The sequence below is a fragment of the Pseudoduganella albidiflava genome (genome assembly GCF_004322755.1).
Classification (GTDB): Bacteria; Pseudomonadota; Gammaproteobacteria; order Burkholderiales; family Burkholderiaceae_D; genus Rugamonas; species Rugamonas albidiflava.
In genome coordinates this window covers 3,924,599-3,944,450 of sequence record NZ_CP036401.1, presented here as the reverse complement: position 1 = coordinate 3,944,450, position 19,852 = coordinate 3,924,599, and the positions used below count along the sequence as shown (strand labels likewise).

Annotated in this window: 13 protein-coding genes; 12 read left to right on the top strand and 1 reads right to left on the bottom strand. The window is 67.8% G+C overall.

Annotation, left to right across the window (positions count from 1 at the left end):
- The first annotated feature begins 109 nt into the window (after nt 1-109).
- From EYF70_RS16260 to EYF70_RS16220, 10 genes are all read left to right on the top strand, one after another.
- The gene (locus EYF70_RS16260) at nt 110-1,519 is read left to right on the top strand and encodes a GntP family permease (RefSeq protein ID WP_131146345.1); all 1,410 of its coding nucleotides are present in this window, start codon (nt 110-112) and stop codon (nt 1,517-1,519) included.
- Between the two features lie 114 nt (nt 1,520-1,633).
- Nucleotides 1,634-2,584 (top strand): AraC family transcriptional regulator, encoded by a 951-nt coding sequence (locus EYF70_RS16255; protein ID WP_131146344.1) that lies wholly within the window; start codon nt 1,634-1,636, stop codon nt 2,582-2,584.
- A gap of 134 nt (nt 2,585-2,718) precedes the next feature.
- Nucleotides 2,719-3,273 carry a carboxymuconolactone decarboxylase family protein gene (locus EYF70_RS16250; protein WP_131146343.1) on the top strand — a complete coding sequence of 185 codons (555 nt, stop codon included), beginning with the start codon at nt 2,719-2,721 and terminating at the stop codon, nt 3,271-3,273.
- Nucleotides 3,273-4,391: an acyl-CoA dehydrogenase family protein gene (locus tag EYF70_RS16245; protein WP_131146342.1), complete on the top strand. Its 1,119-nt coding sequence runs from the start codon at nt 3,273-3,275 to the stop codon at nt 4,389-4,391. The genes EYF70_RS16250 and EYF70_RS16245 overlap by 1 nt, the downstream gene beginning before the upstream one ends.
- On the top strand, nt 4,388-5,194 hold the full coding sequence (locus EYF70_RS16240; protein WP_131146341.1) for an ABC transporter ATP-binding protein: 807 nt from the start codon (nt 4,388-4,390) through the stop codon (nt 5,192-5,194). Before EYF70_RS16245 ends, EYF70_RS16240 begins: the two co-directional genes overlap by 4 nt.
- 22 nt (nt 5,195-5,216) lie before the next feature.
- Nucleotides 5,217-6,455, top strand: coding sequence for an ABC transporter substrate-binding protein (locus tag EYF70_RS16235; RefSeq protein ID WP_131146340.1), 1,239 nt, complete (start codon nt 5,217-5,219; stop codon nt 6,453-6,455).
- A gap of 2 nt (nt 6,456-6,457) precedes the next feature.
- Nucleotides 6,458-7,231, top strand: a complete 774-nt coding sequence (locus tag EYF70_RS16230) for an ABC transporter permease (protein WP_174800409.1) — start codon at nt 6,458-6,460, stop codon at nt 7,229-7,231.
- 125 nt (nt 7,232-7,356) lie between these two features.
- Complete coding sequence (locus EYF70_RS16225) at nt 7,357-8,469, top strand: Gfo/Idh/MocA family protein (protein WP_131146339.1); 1,113 nt, start codon at nt 7,357-7,359, stop codon at nt 8,467-8,469.
- 109 nt (nt 8,470-8,578) lie between these two features.
- Nucleotides 8,579-8,743: a hypothetical protein gene (locus EYF70_RS31100; RefSeq protein ID WP_165497691.1), complete on the top strand. Its 165-nt coding sequence runs from the start codon at nt 8,579-8,581 to the stop codon at nt 8,741-8,743.
- A gap of 217 nt (nt 8,744-8,960) precedes the next feature.
- The gene (locus tag EYF70_RS16220) at nt 8,961-12,113 is read left to right on the top strand and encodes a glycoside hydrolase family 2 TIM barrel-domain containing protein (protein WP_131146338.1); all 3,153 of its coding nucleotides are present in this window, start codon (nt 8,961-8,963) and stop codon (nt 12,111-12,113) included.
- A 51-nt stretch (nt 12,114-12,164) separates the two neighbouring features.
- Here the strand turns inward: EYF70_RS16220 and EYF70_RS16215 are convergent, their stop codons facing one another.
- Nucleotides 12,165-14,636, bottom strand: coding sequence for a glycoside hydrolase family 95 protein (locus tag EYF70_RS16215; protein WP_218943680.1), 2,472 nt, complete (start codon nt 14,634-14,636; stop codon nt 12,165-12,167).
- Nucleotides 14,637-14,947: 311 nt separating this feature from the next.
- On the opposite strand from EYF70_RS16215, the gene EYF70_RS16210 reads away from it, so the two are divergent.
- Entirely contained in the window at nt 14,948-17,884 is a 2,937-nt protein-coding gene (locus EYF70_RS16210) for a TonB-dependent receptor domain-containing protein (RefSeq protein ID WP_131146337.1), read from the top strand.
- A 104-nt stretch (nt 17,885-17,988) separates the two neighbouring features.
- Nucleotides 17,989-19,821: a glycoside hydrolase family 28 protein gene (locus EYF70_RS16205; protein ID WP_131146336.1), complete on the top strand. Its 1,833-nt coding sequence runs from the start codon at nt 17,989-17,991 to the stop codon at nt 19,819-19,821.
- Nucleotides 19,822-19,852 lie beyond the last annotated feature (31 nt).

Genomic DNA, 19,852 nt, shown 5'->3' with positions numbered 1-19,852 from the left:
AACACGGGGCCCGGCTTGTCATCCGCAAGCCGGGCCCCGCGCTTCCTGTGCGCGCAGGAAGGCAGGGAATCGTTAGCATGGCGGCTTGCCAACCCGACAATAGCCGCCCATGTCTTTCCTGATCGTCCTCGCCGCACTGGCATTCCTGATGTTCGCCGCCTACCGCGGCTACAGTGTCATCCTGTTCGCTCCCGTTGCCGCGCTGGGCGCCGTGCTGCTCACGGAACCCGGCGCCGTCGCCCCCGTCTTTTCCGGCATCTTCATGGAAAAGATGGTGGGCTTCGTCAAGCTGTACTTCCCCGTGTTCCTGCTCGGCGCCGTGTTCGGCAAGCTGGTCGAGATGGCCGGCTTCTCGCAGTCGATCGTGCACGCTGCGATCCGCTACATCGGCAGCACCCGGGCCAACGCCGTGATCGTGGCCGTGTGTGCGCTGCTGACGTATGGCGGCGTGTCGCTGTTCGTGGTGGTGTTCGCCGTGTATCCGTTCGCGGCGGAGCTGTACCGCCAGAGCGGCATCCCGAAGCGGCTGATGCCCGGCGCGATCGCGCTGGGCGCGTTCTCGTTCACGATGGACACGCTGCCCGGCACGCCGCAAATCCAGAACATCATCCCGACCACCTTTTTCCAGACCACCGGCTGGGCCGCGCCATCGCTCAGCATCGCCGGTGCGATCGCCACCGTGATCGCCGGCCTGGCCTACCTCGAATGGCGCCGCCGCACCGTGATGGCGACCGGGGAGGGCTACGGTGCCGACGACGGAAAGGATGCGGGCAAGGCCGGCGGGCCGGCCGCCGCCGACCTGCCGCATCCGCTGCTGTCGGTGGCGCCGCTGGTGCTGGTGGGCGTAGCCAACTTCGTGCTCACGGCCGCCATCGCCAACTGGTACGGCACCAGCTACACGCTGACGTCCGACCTGCTGCCGGGACTGAAGGCGCCGGTCGAAACACCGATCAAGACCGTGGTCGGCATCTGGGCCGTGGAGGGCGCGCTGCTGCTGGGCATCCTGCTGGTGTGCCTGACCGCGTTCCGGCGCATCAAGGCTTCGTTCGCCGAAGGCACCAAGGCCGCCGTCGGCGGCGCGCTGCTGGCGGCGATGAATACCGCCTCCGAATACGGCTTCGGCGGCGTGATCGCCGCGCTGCCCGGCTTCATCGCCGTCAGCGAGGCGCTGCGCAAGATCCCCGACCCGCTGGTGAACGCGGCCATCTCGGTGACCACGCTGTCGGGCATCACCGGTTCCGCATCCGGCGGCATGAGCATCGCGCTGGCGGCCATGGCGGACAGCTTCATCGCCGGCTGCAACGCCGCCGGCATCCCGCTCGAAGTGCTGCACCGCGTGGTGGCGATGGCCAGCGGCGGCATGGACACGCTGCCGCACAACGGCGCCGTAATCACGCTGCTGGCGGTCACCGGGCTGACGCACAAGCAGTCGTACAAGGACATCTTCGGCATCACCATCATCAAGACGGCGGCGGTGTTCTTCGTGATTGCCCTGTACTACCTGACTGGCCTGGTATAGGGCGCCCCGCGCGCGGCGCAAAGCGCAAAGTGCATGAGCATATGCGAATCCGTACGTGGCGGCGCGCGCGTGCCTGCGGCATAATCGAACGCCCATTTTCAGGCCCGACCCCGCATGGATAGCGCAGCCGACACAGACCGCCTCGTACACTGGCTGATCGACAGCATCGAGCTGGAAGCCGCCGCCTTCCACGTGGGCCAGTACTGCGGCCGGTGGCGCGCCTCGACGGCGGGCCGCGGCCTGGGCAGCTATCACCTCGTGCTGCATGGCACCTGCTGGCTGCATGTGGCGGGCCGCGCACCGCTGCGCCTCGGCCCGCGGGACGGTGTGTTCCTGCTGCGCGATATCGACCATTTCATCAGCTCCGATCCGGATCCGGCGGCGCCGCTGCCGTCCGGCGGGATGCAGCCGCTGCACGCCGCTGTGCCGGAAAGCACCGGGCTGGCCTGCGGCTTCTTCCAGTTCCATGGCGCCCTCAGCACGCTGGTGGTCGATTCGTTTCCCGATGTCGTCGAGCTGCGCGCCGACGATGCCTCGATCCGCGCCGCCGGCACCGTGTTCGACCTGATGCTGGCGGAAGCCCAGGCCGAAGGACAGAAAGGGGCGGATCCAGACCTGCCGCCGCCACTGGTCTCGCGGCTGGCAGGGCTGCTGTTCTTCTACGTGACGCGGCACGTGGCGCGGCGGCACGACGTACTGTCAGGCTTGCTGGCGCTGGCGCGCCGCCCGGACTTCGCCATGCTGCTGGAGCGCATGATGGCCGACCCCGGCCACGACTGGTCGACGGACGCGATGGCACGCGCGGTGCACATGTCGCGCTCCAGCTTCTACAAGCATTTCGTCGACGCCAGCGGCCAGCCTCCGGCTCAGTTCCTGCTGCTGTTGCGGATGAAGATCGCGGCCCAGCGGCTGCATGGGGGCGAGACGATCGAGCGCGCCGCCGAACACGTGGGGTACCGTTCACATGCGGCGTTCTCGCGGGCCTTCCACAGGGTGATCGGCGAGCCGCCGGGGGCCTTCCGGCGCCAGCGGCGCGCCCGCGACACGGCACCGCAGCTAAACTGACGCGCGGCGGCGGGGGCGCCGGAAACGGCTGCGCGATCTGGACGATGGAGCAGGAAATCGCGACGCGCGCGTCTTTTCGTCCACCGCACACGCCCCATATAATGCCAGGTCAAACTTCTTACCGAGAGTCCATCATGTCCCGTCTCACGCTGCATACCGTCGATACCGCACCTGAAGCGAGCCGTCCGTTCGTTGAAAAGGCCCTGGCCAACAATGGCTTCCTGCCGAACCTGATCGGCGTGCTGGCCAATTCGCCGCAGGCGCTGGAAATGTACATGACGGTGTCCGGCATCAATGCCAAGACCAGCCTGACGCTGGCCGAGCGCGAAGTGGTGCAGATCACCGCCGCGCGCATCCACGGCTGCGATTTCTGCGTGGCCGGCCACACGGCCGTGGCGCTGAAGAAGGCGCAACTGCCGGTCGAGACCGTGCGCGCGCTCCAGCAGGGCAACGCCACCGGCGATGCGAAACTGGATGCGGTGGCCGCCTTCGCGAAAACCGTGATCGCCACCCGCGGCGCGGTGGACGACGCGGCGCTGCAAGCCTTCCTGGCCGCCGGCTACAACGAACAGCAATCGCTGGAAGTGGTGCTGGGCGTGGCGCTGGCCACGCTGTGCAACTTCGCCAATACGCTGTCCGGCAGCGCGATCAATCCCGAACTGCAACCCTACGCGCCCGGAGCCATCTGATGGCCGTCGCGCCTTCCACGGCGGCACGTTCCATCGAGCTGCCGGCCGCGCTGGCGGACTGGCTGGCCACCCACGCCGATGCACTCGACACGTCGCCGGCACTGGCATCGGAAGTGGTGCCGCGGCTGGCCGGGGCGGGGCTGTTCGGCGCGGGCGTGCCGGAAGCGCTGGGCGGCAGCGGGGGCGACGTGCGCGATGCCATCGAAGCCATCGCCGCCGTGGCCGAACGGTCGCTGACGGCGGCCTTCGTGTTCTGGGGGCACCGCACCTTCATCGAATACGTGCTGCAAAGCCCGAACCAGGCCTTGCGCGAACGGTGGCTGGCGCCGCTGCTGCAAGGTGAGATCGGCGGCGCCACGGGGCTGTCGAACGCGATGAAGTTCCTGTCCGGGATCGAGTCGCTGCAGATCACGGCCACGCCGCTGGCGTCCGAGCAGGGCGGCTGGCGGCTGGACGGTGGCCTGGCATGGATCACCAACCTGCGCAAGGAAGGCTTCATCGCGGCGGCTGCGGTCACGTCGTCCGAGGGCGCGCCCCCCGCGGTGATCGCCTTCCGCAGCGATGCCGGAGGCACCGAGCGCAGCGCCGACCTGGACTTGATGGCGCTGCGCGGCAGCAATACCGCTGCCGTCAAGCTGGACGGCGTGCACATCGGCGAGGCCGACGTGATCACCCATGACGCGCGGGCCTGGCTGCCGGCCGTGCGCCCGGCGTTCCTGGGCATGCAGTGCGGCATGTCGATCGGCCTGGCGCGGGCCAGCCTGGGCGCGGCGCACCGGCTGTGCACCGTGACGCGCAGCGGCCTGCTGGGCCGGGTGGAATCGCTGCAGGCGGAACTGGCCCGTGCCGTCGGGCAGATGCACGAAGGCGTGGCGGATGGCCGCTTCAAGAGCGCCGCCGCTCCGCTGTTCCGGCTGCGCATTTCGCTGGCCGACATCGTGCAGCAGGCCGTGATGCTGGAGCTGCAGGGCAGCGGCGGCCGCGCCTACCTGATGAACCACGACCGCAACTTCGCGCGCCGCTGGCGCGAAGCGGCGTTCATTCCGATCGTGACGCCGAGCCTGACGCAGCTGCAGATGGAATTGCAGAAGCAGGCCGCTGCCGCGGGCGCGGCATGACGGTGGCCGATCCGATCACGGCGGCCGCGGAGCCGCGCGCCACGCCCGACCCCGCCCTCGACGCACGCGGCCTGCGCTTCGGCTACCAGGGCAGGGCGGTGGTCGACGGCGTGTCGCTGGCCATCGGCAAGCGCGAGATCGTCTGCCTGCTGGGCGGCAGCGGCAGCGGCAAGTCGACGCTGTTGCGCGGCCTGGCCGGGCTGGCGGCGCCGGACGGTGGCGCGGTGCATTTCCTCGGCCAGCCGCTGCTGGCGCCCCATCCGCGTGCGGCGCTGGTGTTCCAGCAACCGAGCCTGCTGCCCTGGCTCGACGTGAGCGCCAACGTGGGCTTCGGCCTCGACTTCGCGCGGCAGCCAGCCATCGACCGGCAGGCGCGGGCGCGGCGCATCCACGACGCCATCGAAGCCGTCGGCCTGGCATCGCACGCCCATGCGTATCCGGCCCAGCTGTCCGGCGGGCAGGCGCAGCGCGTGGCGCTGGCCCGGGCCCTGGCGCGCGAACCCGAACTGCTTTTCGCCGACGAGCCGTTCTCCGCGCTCGATGCGATCACCCGCGCGGAAATGCAGTCGCTGCTGGTGGACCTGGTGCACCGCTGGCACACCGCCGCGCTGCTGGTCACGCACGACATCGACGAAGCGATCCTGGTGGCCGACCGCATCCTGCTGCTGGCGGGCCGGCCGGGCCGCATCGCGCGCGAATGGCGCGTGGACATACCACGGCCGCGCGAAGAGCATGGCGACGAGATCGTGCGCCTGCGCCTGGACATCGTGGCCGAACTGCGCGCCGCGACCGCGCGCACCTGACAACCTTCCGGAAAATAACAACATGACGAATCAGAACAACCAGAACATCCACATCTGCGCTTCTTCCGACTGCGACTGCGGCATGTCGCGCCGTGATTTCCTGCGCATGTCCGCGCTGGCCACGGCCGGTGCCGCGGCACCGCTGCTGTTCGCCGGCGACGCCCGCGCGCAAGCCTTCAAGGGCGACGACCAGCCCGTCAAGATCGGCTACCTGCCGATCACCGACGCGGCACCGCTGCTGGTGGCGCATGGCCGCAAGCTGTTCGATGCGCAGGGCCTGAAGACCGAGGCGCCGCGGCTGTTCCGCAGCTGGGCGCAGATCGTCGAGGCCTTCGTGTCCGGCCAGGTGAACGTGATCCACCTGCTGTCGCCGGCCACGCTGTGGGTGCGCTACGGCTCGAAATTCCCGGCCAAGGTGGTGGCCTGGAACCACGTCAACGGCTCCGGGCTGACGGTGCTGAACGAGATCAACTCGGTGGCCGACCTGGGCGGCAAGACGGTGGCGATCCCGTTCTGGTATTCGATCCACAATATCCTGCTGCAAAAGCTGCTGGCGGCGCACAAGCTCACGGTGGTCACGCGCGGCCGCGGCGCGGACCTGAAGAAGAACGAAGTGAGCCTGGTGGTAATGGCGCCTTCGGAGATGGTGTCGGCGCTGGCGTCGAAATCGATCGCCGGGTACATCGTCGCGGAGCCGTTCAACGCGCTGGCGGAAACGGCCGGCGTCGGCAAGATCCTGCGCTTCTCGGGCGACGTGTGGAAGAACCACGCCTGCTGCGTGACCTTCCTGGCTGAGCGCGACCTGGCCGAGCGGCCGGAATGGTCGCAGCGCGTCACCAACGCGATCGTCAACGCGCAGCTGTGGTCGCGCTCGAACCAGGTGGAGACGGCCAAGCTGCTGTCCTCGTCCGGACCGAACCGCTACACGCCGCACCAGCTGCAGCCGCTGACGAAGGTGCTGGCCGTGACGGATTACTCGGACTATCAGAAGCGCGGCGTCATCGCGCATCCGCAGTGGCAGCAGCGCCGCATCGACTTCCAGCCGTATCCGTTCGCGTCGTACACCGAGGAGATGGTGCGCGCGCTGGTGCAGACCAAGGTCGAAGGCGACAACAAGTTCCTGGCCGGCCTCGATCCGAAATTCGTCGCGCGCGACCTGGTCGACGACCGCTTCGTGCGCAAGTCGATCGCCGCCGCCGGTGGCCCGGCCGCGTTCGGGCTGCCCGCGAACCTGCTGCGCACCGAGACGGTGGCCGTTTGACGATGCTGGCCAGGTTCCTCCTGCCCGTGGCGGGCATTGCGCTGGCGATCGTGCTGTGGGCGTTCGGTGTCGCCGCCCTCGAGGCACGCACGCCGATCGCCGCCGCGTTCGCGCCGCTGGCCACTGCGCAGGCCTTCATCGACATGGTGAAGGGGCCGGATATCTGGATCCACGTGGCGGTGAGCCTGAAGCGGGTGGGCATCGGCCTGCTGTGCGCGACCGTGGTCGGCGTGCCGCTGGGGATCCTGGTGGCGCTGTCGCGGGGCTTCGCCCTGGCCAGCACGCCGCTGTTCCAGCTGCTGCGCATGGTGTCGCCGCTGTCGTGGATGCCGCTGGCGGTGATGGCGCTGGGCGTCGGCGACGCGCCGGTGTACTTCCTGCTGGCCTTCGCCGCCACCTGGCCGCTGATGCTGAACACGGTGGCCGGCGTGGCGCAGCTCGACCCGAACTGGATGCTGCTGGCGCGCAGCCTTTCCGCCACCCGCTCCGAAGTCGTGTGGCGCGTGGTCCTGCCGGGCATCACCGCCCATATCCTCACGGGCGTGCGCCTGGCGATCGGCATCATCTGGATCGTGCTGGTGCCGGCCGAGATGCTCGGCGTGTCGGCCGGCCTGGGGTACTTCATCCTCGATACGCGCGACCGGCTGGCCTATTCGGAGCTGATGGCGGCGATCATCCTGATCGGCCTGCTGGGCTACGCGCTGGACTACGCGGCGCGCGCCGCCCATGCGCGGTGGCTGCACGCCAAGCCGGAGGCGCAGGGCGGGGCGGAATAAGTTGCCTGGAAAATGGGGTCCGTCCCCATTTTCTTGGAAACATTTCAAGTGAAACACCGCCGGCGTTGAGATAGAATTCCCGGCAGCCTGAAATCGTTGTCATAACAACTGGAGAGGAGCTGGGCATGACTGTGGATCTGGATCGACGTGGTTTCGTTCTTGCCGCTGGCGGCGCCATCGCGGCGTCGGCAATGGGGTCGTCCGCGCTGGCGCAAACGCCCGCGCGCAAGCTGGGGTATGCGATCGTGGGCCTGGGCGGTTACGGGCTGGGGCAGATCATCCCCCAATTCAAGAACTGCGAACACAGCCGGCTGGTGGCGCTGGTGTCCGGCGATCCGGCCAAGGCCAGGCGGGTGGCGGCGCAGTACGGGGTGCCGGAAAAGAATATCTACAGCTACGAGAACTACGACAGCATCCGCGACAATCCGGACATCGACATCGTCTACGTCTGCCTGCCCGTGTCGATGCATGCCGAGTACACGATCCGCGCGGCCAAGGCGGGCAAGCACGTGATGTGCGAGAAGCCGATGGCGCTGTCCTCGAAGGAATGCGAGGCGATGATCGCCGCCTGCCGGCAAGCCGGCAAGAAGCTGATGATCGGCTACCGCTGCCATTTCGAGCCGTACAACCTGGAGGCGATCCGCCGCGCGCGGGCCGGCGAGATCGGCAAGCTGCGCTACTTCCGCTCCGAACACGGCTACACGGCCGGCGATCCGACCGCATGGCGGCTGAAGAAGGCCATGTCCGGCGGCGGTTCGATCATGGACATCGGCATCTACGCGCTGCAGGCGGCGCGCTACATGACCGGCGAGGAGCCGGTGGCCGTGTACGCGAAAGAGACCACCGACCGCAACGATCCGCGCTTCCGCGAAGTGGAGGACATGATCGAGTTCCAGCTCGAATTCCCGTCCGGCGTGATCGGCTCGTGCATGTCGATGTACAGCGCCAACCGCAACCAGATCCTGCTGATGGGCGACAAGGGCCGCATCGAGCTGGAGCCGGCCACCAACTATACCGGCCAGCGGATGTGGGTCGGCAAGGGCCGGGAGAACGAGATCACGCCGCCGCCGGGACCGGGCAAGAACCAGTTCGCTGGCCAGCTCGATCACCTGTCGCAGTGCATCCGCGAGAACCGCGAGCCGATCGTGGCGGGCGAGGAGGGCTTGCGCGACATCCGCATCATCGAAGCCGTCTACCAGTCGGCACGGGAAAAGCGGCGCATCGTGCTGAAGGCCTGACGAACGTCGGCGGGAAGCGATGCGCCTAACCGAAACCGGAGCGAAACCGGTGACAGGCTCCGATTATGCAAACGAAACCGGTGACAGGCTCCGGTTTTGAACGAAACCCGTGACAGGCACCGACCGTGAAATCGAAAGCCGTGGCAGCTTCGATCAGGGAATCGAAAGCCGTGGCGAAGCCGATGTCTTGAAGGGCATCGTCCGTTCGCCTGGCGGAGCTTGCCTGCAGACGATCACTCCCCGCAGGCCCGATCTCGACAACGAGAACCGGTGACAGGCTCCGGTCAGGTACCTCCCCGGGGCTGTCATCGGGTTCTGGATACATCTCCTGAAAATGGTGCCTGTCACCGTTTTTCGAGAAACATTTCTTTGTAATCGGAGCCTGTCACCGGTTTTCGCGAAACATTTCCGCGTAATTGGAGCCTGTCACCGGTTTTTTTGCAAAGTTTCCGTTAAGCTAACGTCTCCGACAACGATAACAGTGGGAGACCATGCTGAAACGTACGACCCTGTCCGCTGCCATTGCGGTAGCGCTAGCATTTTCGTCCGCCGCGGCGGAGAAAACCAGAGCCGAGTGGGAGCAGCCGGAAGTGGTGGCCGTGAACCGCGAGCCGATGAAGGCCACGTTCTTCAACTTCGAATCGCCGGAGAAGGCGCTGGCGGGAGAGAAGGCGGATTCGGCCCGTTTCCGCTCGCTGGACGGCACCTGGTGGTTCGCCTACTCGCCGAATCCGGCGGCGCGGCCGAAGAACTTCTACAAGCCTTCGTTCGACATCGGCAAGTGGGCCACCGTGCAGGTGCCCGGCATGATGCAGGCGCAGGGCTACGGCAAGCCGATCTTCACCAACATCAAGTACCCGTTCCCGGCCAACGAGCCGCTGATACCGCACGAGCTCAACGAAGTGGGATCGTACCGGCGCGATATCGACGTGCCGGCCGACTGGAGTGGCCAGGACGTGTTCCTGCACATCGGCGCGGCCGGCGCGGCCTACTATGTGTGGGTCAACGGCGAGCGGGTCGGCTATTCGGAGGATTCCAAGCTGCCGTCCGAATTCGACGTGACGCGCTTCGTGCGCCCGGGCCGCAACACGGTGGCGATCGAGGTCTATCGCTGGGCCGACGCGTCGTACCTGGAAGACCAGGATTTCTGGCGCGTATCCGGCATCGAGCGCAGCGTTTATCTTTACGCGGAACCGAAGACGCGCCTGCGCGACTTCAAGGTCACGGCCCTGCTGGACAAGTCCAACTACCGCGACGGCGTCTTCGAGCTGGCGGCCGAAGTGGCCGGCCAGCCGGGCGCGGTCGAGGTGCGCGCCCAGGTGCTCGACGGCACGCAGCCGGTACTGGGCCTGAAAGGCACGCCGGGCGCCGACCGCAAGGCGGTGCTGTCCGGCGCCATCCCCAACGTGAAGCCGTGGTCGGCCGAGACGCCGAACCTGTACACGCTGCTGGTCGAACTGTATGACGGGCAGGGCAAGCTGCTGTCGGCCACCTCGCGCCGCATCGGCTTCCGCACCGTGGAAATCGCCGATGGCGAAGTGCGCGTGAACGGCAAGCGCGTGATGATCCGCGGCGTCAACCGGCACGAGCACGATCCGGTCACCTACCGCGTGATGTCGATGGAATCGATGCGCCGCGACGTGGAGCTGATGAAGCAGGCCAACGTCAACGCCGTGCGCACTTCGCACTACCCGAACGATCCGCGCTGGTACGACCTGGCCGACGAGTACGGCCTGTACGTGATGGACGAGGCGAACATCGAATCGCACGAGTACATGGAGAAGGGCGACCAGGCCGGCAGCCCGGAAGCGCGGGAGAAGATCCAGCTGGGCTACAAGCCGCACTGGCGCGCCGCCCACCTCGACCGCGTCAGCCGCATGGTGGAGCGCGACAAGAACCACCCGTCGATCATCTTCTGGTCGCTGGGGAACGAGGCCGGCACGGGCCCGAACTTCGAGGCCGCCGCGGCATGGATCCGCCAGGCCGACCCGAACCGGCTGATCAGCTACCTGGGCCATGGCACCCTGATCGAGCGGCACGCGCCGAACGACTACGTGGACATCTACGCGCCGATGTACGACGACATCACCAAGATGATCGACTACGCGCAGGATCCCGCGTTCAAGCAGCCGATGATCCAGTGCGAATACGCGCACGCGATGGGCAATTCGCTCGGCAACCTGGAAGATTACTGGGAAACCATCCGCGCCCACCGCAAGCTGCAGGGCGGCTTCATCTGGGACTGGGTCGACCAGAGCGTGTACGCACGGGATGCGCAGGGCCGGCAATACTGGGCTTCCGGCTTCGACCTGAACCCGGCGCGCGGCGACAACAGCGTGATCGGCGACGGCGTGGTGCGCGGCGACCGCACGCCCGACCCGGAATACTACGAGCTGCAGAAGGTTTATTCGCCGGTGGTCTTCGAAGGCAATCCGGAAAAGGGCCGCGTCACGGTCGTCAACCGTTACGACATGCGCGACCTGGACCACCTGGACTTCGAGTGGGAACTGCTGCATGACGGCATCGCCGTGGCGCAGGGCCGGCTCGACGGCGTGAAGGCGGCCGCCGGCGCCAGGAAGGATGTCAGGCTGGCGCTGCCGGCACGCACGCACGGCGAAGGCGAATACGTGCTGACGGTCCAGGCCCGGCAGCGAGCCGCCGAGCCGGGCGTGGCGGCCGGCTCGGTGGTCGGCTGGTCGCAGTTTATCGTGCCGCCGGCGGGCAGGGCGGCCACCGCGCGGGGCGCCGCCGTCAAGCCGCAGCGCGACGGCGACGCGATCGTGCTGGCCTCCCCGGCCGCGCGGCTGGAGCTCGATGCGCGCACCGGCACCGTCAGCTACAGTGTCGATGGCCAGCCACTGCTGACCGGCGGCACGCCGAACTTCTGGCGCGGCCTGACGGACAACGACGAAGGCACCGGCACCATGAAGAGCCACCAGGTCTGGGGCGACTTCACGCGCGAGCGCAAGGTGCGCGACGTGTCGATCGACGGCAACGCGGTAAAGGTGCTGTACTCGTTCGGGGCGGGTGCCGTGCACTGGGAGAACGTGTACCGGATGCGGGCCGACGGCAGCGTCGACGTGCAGGCCACGTTCACGCCATTGCGCGACGACCTGCCCGATCCGCTGCGCCTGGGCCTGCGCTTCGACAGTGCGCCGCGGCTGGACACGGTGAGCTGGTACGGCCGCGGGCCACACGAATCGTATGTCGACCGCAAGACCGGCGCGGCGCTGGGGGCCTGGACCGGCAAGGTCGCCGACCAGTACCACGGCTACATGCGGCCGCAGGAGAGCGGCAACAAGACCGACGTGCGCCGCTTCGAACTGCGCGGCGACGGCGTGCCCGGCGTGGTCGTGCGGGGCAGCAAGCCGCTGGCGTTCACCGCGCTGGCCTTCCCGTACGAAGACCTGTACCTGCGCCCGCGCGGCACCTGGAAGAGTTCCGAGATCCGGCCCCATGGCAATGGCAGCGTGCTGGTCGACCTGGCCCAGGCCGGGGTGGGCGGCGACGACGGCTGGAGCAGCAACGGCCGGCCACTGGTCAAGTACCGCATCCCGCTGGCGCCGGCCAGCTACGGCTTCACGCTGTCGCCGAAGCCGCCGGCGCCGTTGCCAACGCAGGCGCAGGCTCCTGCGCAGCAGTAGGAGCGGACGGCACCACGTTTCCGCTTCGGCGGGCGCGTGGTGCCAGGCCAGTCAGGCAAGCGACAGCAGCGCCTGGCCGGTGCTCCGGAAGGTGCCGCCGGCATCCAGTTTTACCTGCGCCAGCTTGCCCTGGTAGCGCAGCGCCACCGCATCGCCCGGCTTGCCGCCGATGCGCAGCGCCGTCAGCCGGCCCCGTTCCCACGTCATGTCGACCGTCAGCCCGCCCCGGGCGCGGATGCCCGCGACACGGCCCGTCGGCCAGGCGGCGGGCAGCGCCGGCAACAGCAGCACCTCGCCACCCCACGATTGCAGCAGCATTTCCATGATCCCCGCCGCGCCGCCGAAATTGCCGTCGATCTGGAACGGCGGATGGGCATCGAACATGTTCGGGTAAGTGCGCCGCGGTCCGGTCAACCCCTTCAGCACCGAATACGCATGTTCGGCGTCGCCCATCCGCGCCCACAGGCACAGGCGCCACGCGGTGCCCCAGCCGGTGGCCAGGTCGCCCCGGTCGACCAGGGTCTGGCGCACCGCCCGCGCCAGGTCGGGCGTGTCGCGCACGTTGATCTGCGCGCTCGGGTACAGGGCATACAGGTGCGACACGTGGCGGTGCTGGCGGTCCGGCGCGCGCGCATCCCAGTCTTCCAGCCATTCCTGCAACTGGCCCTGCTGGCCGATGCGGTCCGGCGCCAGCCGGCCGCGCGCTTCGGCGATGCGTTCCAGCAGCGCGGCATCCTGCCCGAGCAGGCGGCCCGCTTCCAGCGTGTGGCCGAACAGGTCGCGCACGATCTGGCGGTCCATCGCCGGGCCGGCGGCAAGCGACGATCCGTACGGGTGGCTGTTCTCGGGCGACATCGACGGCGACGTGACCAGCCCGCGGCCCTGCGGGTCCTCGACCAGCGTGTCGAGGAAGAACTCGGAGGCGCCGCGCAGCAGCGGATACAGCCGCCGCAGGACCTGGGCATCGCGGCTGTAGTCATAGTGGTCCCACAGTGAATTGCACAGCCAGGCGCCGCCGCATGGCCACATGCCGTACCTGGCCGCGTCGATCGGCGCGGCGGCGCGCCACAGGTCGGTGTTGTGGTGTGTCACCCAGCCGCGCGCGCCATACATCGTCTTCGCGGTTTTCGCGCCGCTCTGCGCCAGGTCTTCCACCATGCGCAGCAACGGTTCCACGCAGGCACCCAGGCCGGCCGGATCGGCTGGCCAGTAATTCATCTGCGTGTTGATGTTGATGGTGTACTTGCCGCCCCATGGCGGGTTGGTGCCCTCGTTCCAGATGCCCTGCAGGTTGGCCGGCTGCGTGCCGGGCCGCGACGAGGCGAGCAGCAGGTAGCGCGCATATTGCAGGTACAGCGCGTCGAGCGCGGGATCGTCCTGCTGGCCGGCGGCGGCGATGCGCTCGTCGGTGGGGCGGGCGGCCGCCGGGCTGGTGCCCAGGTCGATCGACATCGTGCCGAACAGCCGGCCGTGCTCCTCGACATGGCGGCGCTTCAGCGTGGCGTAGGGCGTGCCCGCCGCGGCTGCCGTCTGGCGGCGCACGATGGCCACCGGATCGCCGCTCACGTCCCGGTAGTTGACATAACTGGTGGCGGCGGCCACCAGTACCGTCGCGGCCGAAGCACCGGTCAGCGTCAACTGCCCGTCGGCGTAGCGCAGCTTGCCGTCGCCGAGCACCTGGATGCGCAGCGCATAGCGCAGGCCGGCCGGAATGCCGTGCATCGCCTCGTTGCGGCCCGTGATGAGGATCGCATCCGGACCATCCGCGGCGATGGCGGCATCGGGCGGCAGCGGGCCCGCTTCCTCGACCTGCAGCCAGTCGGTGGGCGGGGCGTTCGCCAGGTCGGTGGCCAGCCCGGGGTAGTTCGACGCAATGGATTTCACCTTGCGCGGCCCGCGCCAGCCCAGCGTGAAACCCAGTGTGCCGCGCGGTGCCTGCAGGCGCAGGGCAATCACCTGGTCCGGCGCCGACACGAAGCTTTCCCGCGTGTGCTGGCCGAGCGGGGTGCGGTAGCGTGTGGTGGTCACGGCGCTGGCCAGGTCGAGCGAGCGCTCGTAGTCGGCGGGCGCCTGGGCATCCCCCATCGTCAGCAGCACGTCGCCCAGGGTGCCGTACGACATCTGGCGGATCGGCTTGCCCATCATGGCGGCGCCCACTTCTTCCGTCGCTTCCGCGTACTTCCCCTGCGCGAGCAATTGCCGCACTTTCGGCAGCGCCGCCAGCGCGGCGGGGTTGTCCGGCGTGTACGGCGCGCCGGCCCACAACGTGTCTTCGTTCAGCTGCAGGCGCTCCTGCGCCACGCGGCCGAACACCATCGCCCCCAGCCGGCCATTCCCCAGCGGCAGCGCCTCTTCCCAGCGCGCGGCGCTATGGCGGTACCACAGCGTGTTCGCGCGGTCGCCCGCGCGGGAAGCGGGGGCGCGTGCCGGCGCTGCCAGCGCCACGCCCGGCGCCGCCGCCAGCGCACCGATACCCATGACGAGGCCGCGCCGAATGCGGTTGGGGTCGAATTGTCGTTTCATCGTTGTCTCCACTGTCTGGTTGGACCGGCAGGCCGGCGCCAGGCGAATTGTATTGGTATATATAAAAAACATCAATGCCGTCGAGACCGGGAACGCACGCCGCACTCTAGCGTTACACGGCAGGGCAACCGCGCAATCTGCTGAGCGTTTGGATGTTGATGCAATTTCACAACGTTGATGCATGTTACCCGTGACTTCCGCCGCGCTGTGAGTGCATACTCGGAACAACTGGTCCGGCCAATCCTGGGACTGGTCTACCAGTACGAGCAAGTGATCTAGCCAATTTAAAATAAGACCGGCGGAGGAGACACATGAAGTACGCACCACACCTGGCCAAGCGCCAACCCGCGCTGCGGCGCGCAACGATGGCGCTGGCCGTCGCTGTCGCCGTCTGCGAGATGAGCGGCCTGGCCCATGCCCAGAGCAGTACCCAGGACGCGCCGCAAGCGGAAGCGGTGCAATCGGTCGTGGTGACCGGTTCGCTGATCCGGCGCGTGGCCACCGAGGGGGCCACGCCGGTGACCACCATCAAGGCCACCGAACTGGAATCGCGCGGCCACACCGAACTGAAGGACCTGGTGCTGGAACAGCCGCAATCGCTGTCGCTGGGCACCAACTCGGGCGCCGCCGGCCCGATGACGAACCTGCGCGGCCTCGGCCCGATGCGCACGCTGACGCTGCTGAACGGCCGCCGCCTGGCCAACGAACCGCTGCAGGACCAGTACGTATCCGTCAACGTGATCCCGCGCATGGCGCTGGACCGTGTCGAGACGCTCTCCGGCGGCGCCGCCTCCACCTATGGCGCGGATGCGATCGGCGGCGTGCAGAACTACTGGACCAAGCGCGGCTACGAAGGCGTGACGCTGAAGGGCGAATACGCGCGGCCGGAAGAAAGCGGCGGCGGCAAGACCACCAGCTTCGGCGCCATCGCCGGTATCGGCAACCTGGCCCGCGATGGCTGGAATGCCTACATCGCCGTCGACCACCAGAAGAAAACCCCGCTGTTCCAGGGCGAACGCGCCGAACAGCACGATCCCGACGTGCTGCGCTCGCTGGGCCTGGGCCTGCTGCCGGACGCCCGCAATCCCAGCCCGACGGCCAACTTCGGCTTTGCCCGCAACGCCAACTCGAACTACAACCCCACGTACGCGAACGGCTGCGTGGACCCGTATTCCCGCCCGACGCTGGGCAACCAGAGCGCCAACACGCCGGCCGTGTACGCGCCGGGCTGCTACCGCAACCCGCTGTTCTACAACGCCGTCACCGACGGAAGCGAGATCCAGACGATCGCGGCGCGCTCCAGCTTCAACATCCCGGGCGGCCACAAGATCGACATCGACGTGCTGCACTCGAAGTTCACCGTGCAGAAATTCCGCGGCATGCAGGTCCCCGGCGGCACCAACCCGTTCACCACCTACTCGCTGCCATCGTCGAGCCGCTTCTACCCGGGCAACGGCATCACCCCGGCGGTGCAGGTGGTCGGCAACAACGACGGCACCAATGCGCCGGCGATGTACATCGACCCCACGCGCACGCCCGGCACGGTCAGCAACCTGAACATGAATGGCCGCACGCTGTACTTCCAGTGGGGCCCGGCCGAACTGGGCTCGGCTTACCGCAACGACGAGCAGACCAACGACCGCGTGGTGCTGACAGCCGAAGGCGAAGTGCTGGGCTGGGACTACCGCGCCGGCGTGAACTGGGGCATGAGCAAGCGCGACACGAAGGTGGGCGGCGGCTACATCCTGTATTCGAAGGCGCAGGAAGGCTTCAACAACGGCACGTTGAACCCGTTCGGCCTGCAGGACGAGGCGGGCGCGGAATACCTGCGCAGCATCGAGGCGAACAACTACACGTACCGCCTGAACAAGGCCTACAACAAGAGCGTCGACGTGACGCTGTCGAAAGCCCTGATGTCCCTGAAGGGCGGCGACCTGACGCTGGCGCTGGCCGCCGAGCTGCGCCGCGACGCCGCGCGCACCTACGATGCGCCGCTCGATTTCGTCTACAAGAAGGCCGATGGCAGCTACAACCTGGATGCCGCCGGCAACGTGCTGCAGCACGACCTGGTCGGCGAAACGCCGCAGGGCGTGGGCAAACGCCTGTCGCGCGACATCTCGTCGCTGCTGGCCGAGGTGGAAGCGCCGATCACCGAGACCATCTCGATCAACGGCGCCGTGCGGGCCGACCATTACGACGACCTGAAACAGACCACCGTCAATCCACGCCTGGCGGGCAGCTGGCGCCCGATGGAAAGCCTGCTGCTGCGCAGTTCCCTGTCGACCGGCTTCCGCGCGCCGTCGATCATGGACATCCAGAACCCCACGGCCGAAGTGCGCACGATCGACATGGATGATCCGGTGCTGTGCCCGAGCGCGCAGCCGACGGTGGCCGGCAGCGGCACGCCGGTGGCGGGCTACACGGCCGACCAGGTCTGCAACGTGAGCACCGAGTACTGGACCAAGTCGCCCAACAACAGCTTCCTGAAACCGGAAAAGTCGCGCGGCTTCTCGTTCGGCTTCGCCTACGAGCCGATCAGGAACCTGTCCGTCACGGTCGACTACTGGGGCCTGAAGATCAAGGACGTGCTGGGCGCGGTGACGATCGCCGAAGTGCAGCAGGACCCGGCCAAGTACGAGGAATTCATCCTGCGCCGCGCCGATGGCACGATCGACCATATCGTGGCCAGCCAGGCCAACCGGGGCATGAGCCGCATCCGCGGCGCCGACGTCTCGGCCAGCTACCGGTTCCCTGTCACCAGCTACGGCACCTTCGACGCGAAACTGGATGGCACCTGGTACCACAAGTACGAGTTCCAGTCCGAGAAGGATGGCCCGTGGCACACCAACATCGGCATCATCACCAACGATGGCCGCTTCGGCGGCGCGGGCCCGAACGCCGGCCTGGCGGGCATGCCGCAGATCAATCCGCGCTGGAAGCACACTGCGTCGTTCAGCTGGGGCCAGGGCCCGTGGCGCGCCACGCTGTCGCAGCGCTACCAGCGCGGCGTGACGGACCTGACGCCGCGCGTGGGGTCGACGCTGACCAAGGTGGACGACTACAGCCAGTTCAATGTGAACCTGCGCTATACGGGCATCAAGAACACCACCGTCAGCCTGGGCGTGAACAACATCACGGAGGAGTGGCCACCGCTCACCGCCAACAGCGTCTACAGCGGCGGCTACGTGACGAGCATGGCCGACATGCTGGGCCGCGTGTTCCGACTCTCGGTGGAGTACAAGTTCTGATGCACCTGGTGTGAGGTAGTTTCATCCGCGACGAAGCCGGCCATGGGCCGGCTTCGTCGCGTTGTTCGACATGCGGAGCGATCTGCGACAACCATGGAATCGCCATGACAGACAAGACCTTCCTGCAGCGCCGCCAGTGGATCAAGGGGACCGCCGCGCTGGGCACCGTGTCCTTCCTGGGCCTGCCCGCACCGGGCCGCGCCCAGGCCGCGGACCCGTGGGCGCGCGCCCGGCAGATCGCCGGCGTGTTCGCCAGGCCGCTGCCGTTTCCGAAACGCGACTTCGTGGTTACGGCCTACGGCGGCAAGCCGTGCAAGGTGCACAAGGTGGCGGGCTATCCGACCATCCGCGCCCGGGGGCAGGTGACGACGCCCGTGCCGGGTTCGCACGACAGCCATCCCGCGCTGCGCGCCGCGATCGCCGCCGCGCACAAGGCCGGCGGCGGTCGCGTGCTGGTGCCGGCCGGCGACTGGTACCTGAAGGGACCGATCGTGCTGCTGTCCAATGTGCACGTGCACCTGGCGAAAGGCGTGCACGTGTACTTCAGCGCCAACCCGGCCGACTACGCGCGCGATTATCCGGAAGCGCAGACGGTCGACTGCGGCGCCAACGGCAAGCTGGTGCTGTCGCGCTGGCAGGGCAACGACTGCTTCAACTTCGCGCCGCTGGTGTATGCGCGCGGCCAGAAGAACATCGCCATCACGGGCGAGGACTGGACCAGCATCCTGGATGGCCAGGCCGGCGTGCCGTACGAGGATGGCAGCGGGCCGGGCTGGTGGAGCATGAACCAGAAGGGCGCCGAGAAGGGCGCGCTGCACCAGGGCGTGGACAACCCCGCCAATCCGCCGCTGGCGACGATGGCGCCGCACCTGGACGCGGCCACGCTGGCGCGCATCGCCGGCGACCGGCCGCACGGGCGCTCCGATGAAAAATACCTGCCGGCGCTGTCCGAGGCCGGCGTGCCGGTCGACAGGCGCATCTTCGGGCTGGGCCACTACCTGCGGCCTTGCCTCGTCGAGTTCATGGATTGCGAGGACGTGCTGATGCAGGGCTACCAGGCGGTCAACGCGCCGTTCTGGATCCACCATCCGGTCAAGTGCCGCAATGTGCATTTTTCAAAGGTGAAGATGGAATCGATCGGGCCGAATTCGGACGGCTTCGATCCGGAATCGTGCGACACCGTGCTGGTCGACGGCTGCTGGTTCAACACGGGTGACGACTGCATCGCCATCAAGGCAGGCAAGAATGCCGACGTGGGCTACGGCCCCACGCGCAACGTGGTGATCCAGAACTCGGTGATGAACAGCGGCCATGGCGGCATCACGCTGGGCAGCGAGATGTCGGCCGGGATCGAGCACGTGTATGCGCAGAACATCGACGTGCGCAATATCCACTACGCCACCGATCCGATCAACACCGTGGTGCGGCTGAAAACCAATATGAACCGGGGCGGCTACCTGCGCCATTTCTACGTGCGCGACCTGACGCTGCCGAACGGCGTGCGGCTCAAGCCCGGCTTCTACACGCCGATCCCGGGCGGGCCGGTGCCGGCGAAAACCGTGCCCACCGGCGGCGGCGCGGTGATCACCTTCGATTGCGACTACACGCCATCGTTCGACCTGGTGCGCAGCCGGCCGCCGGAGGTGTCGGACGTGCATATTTCCGGCATCAGGGTGAGCAACGTGGACACGCCGGAAGGGCGCTTCGGCTGCTACCAGGCGTTCGTCGTGCTCGGCCCGGTGGCGCACAGCTACAACGGCGCGCCGGACAGGCCGGTGCTCCCGGTGCTGCCGGTACAAAGGGTGACGATCAGCGACTGCGACTTCGGCAACGCGGTGCGCGCCGATGCGCCGTGGTTCCTGCACAATGCGCGCGATGTCACCCTGCGCAACGTGACGATCGGCGGCAAGCGGTACGACGAAAAACTGGCGGGATAAGCCGCCACGCAACACCCATGGAGGAGACATG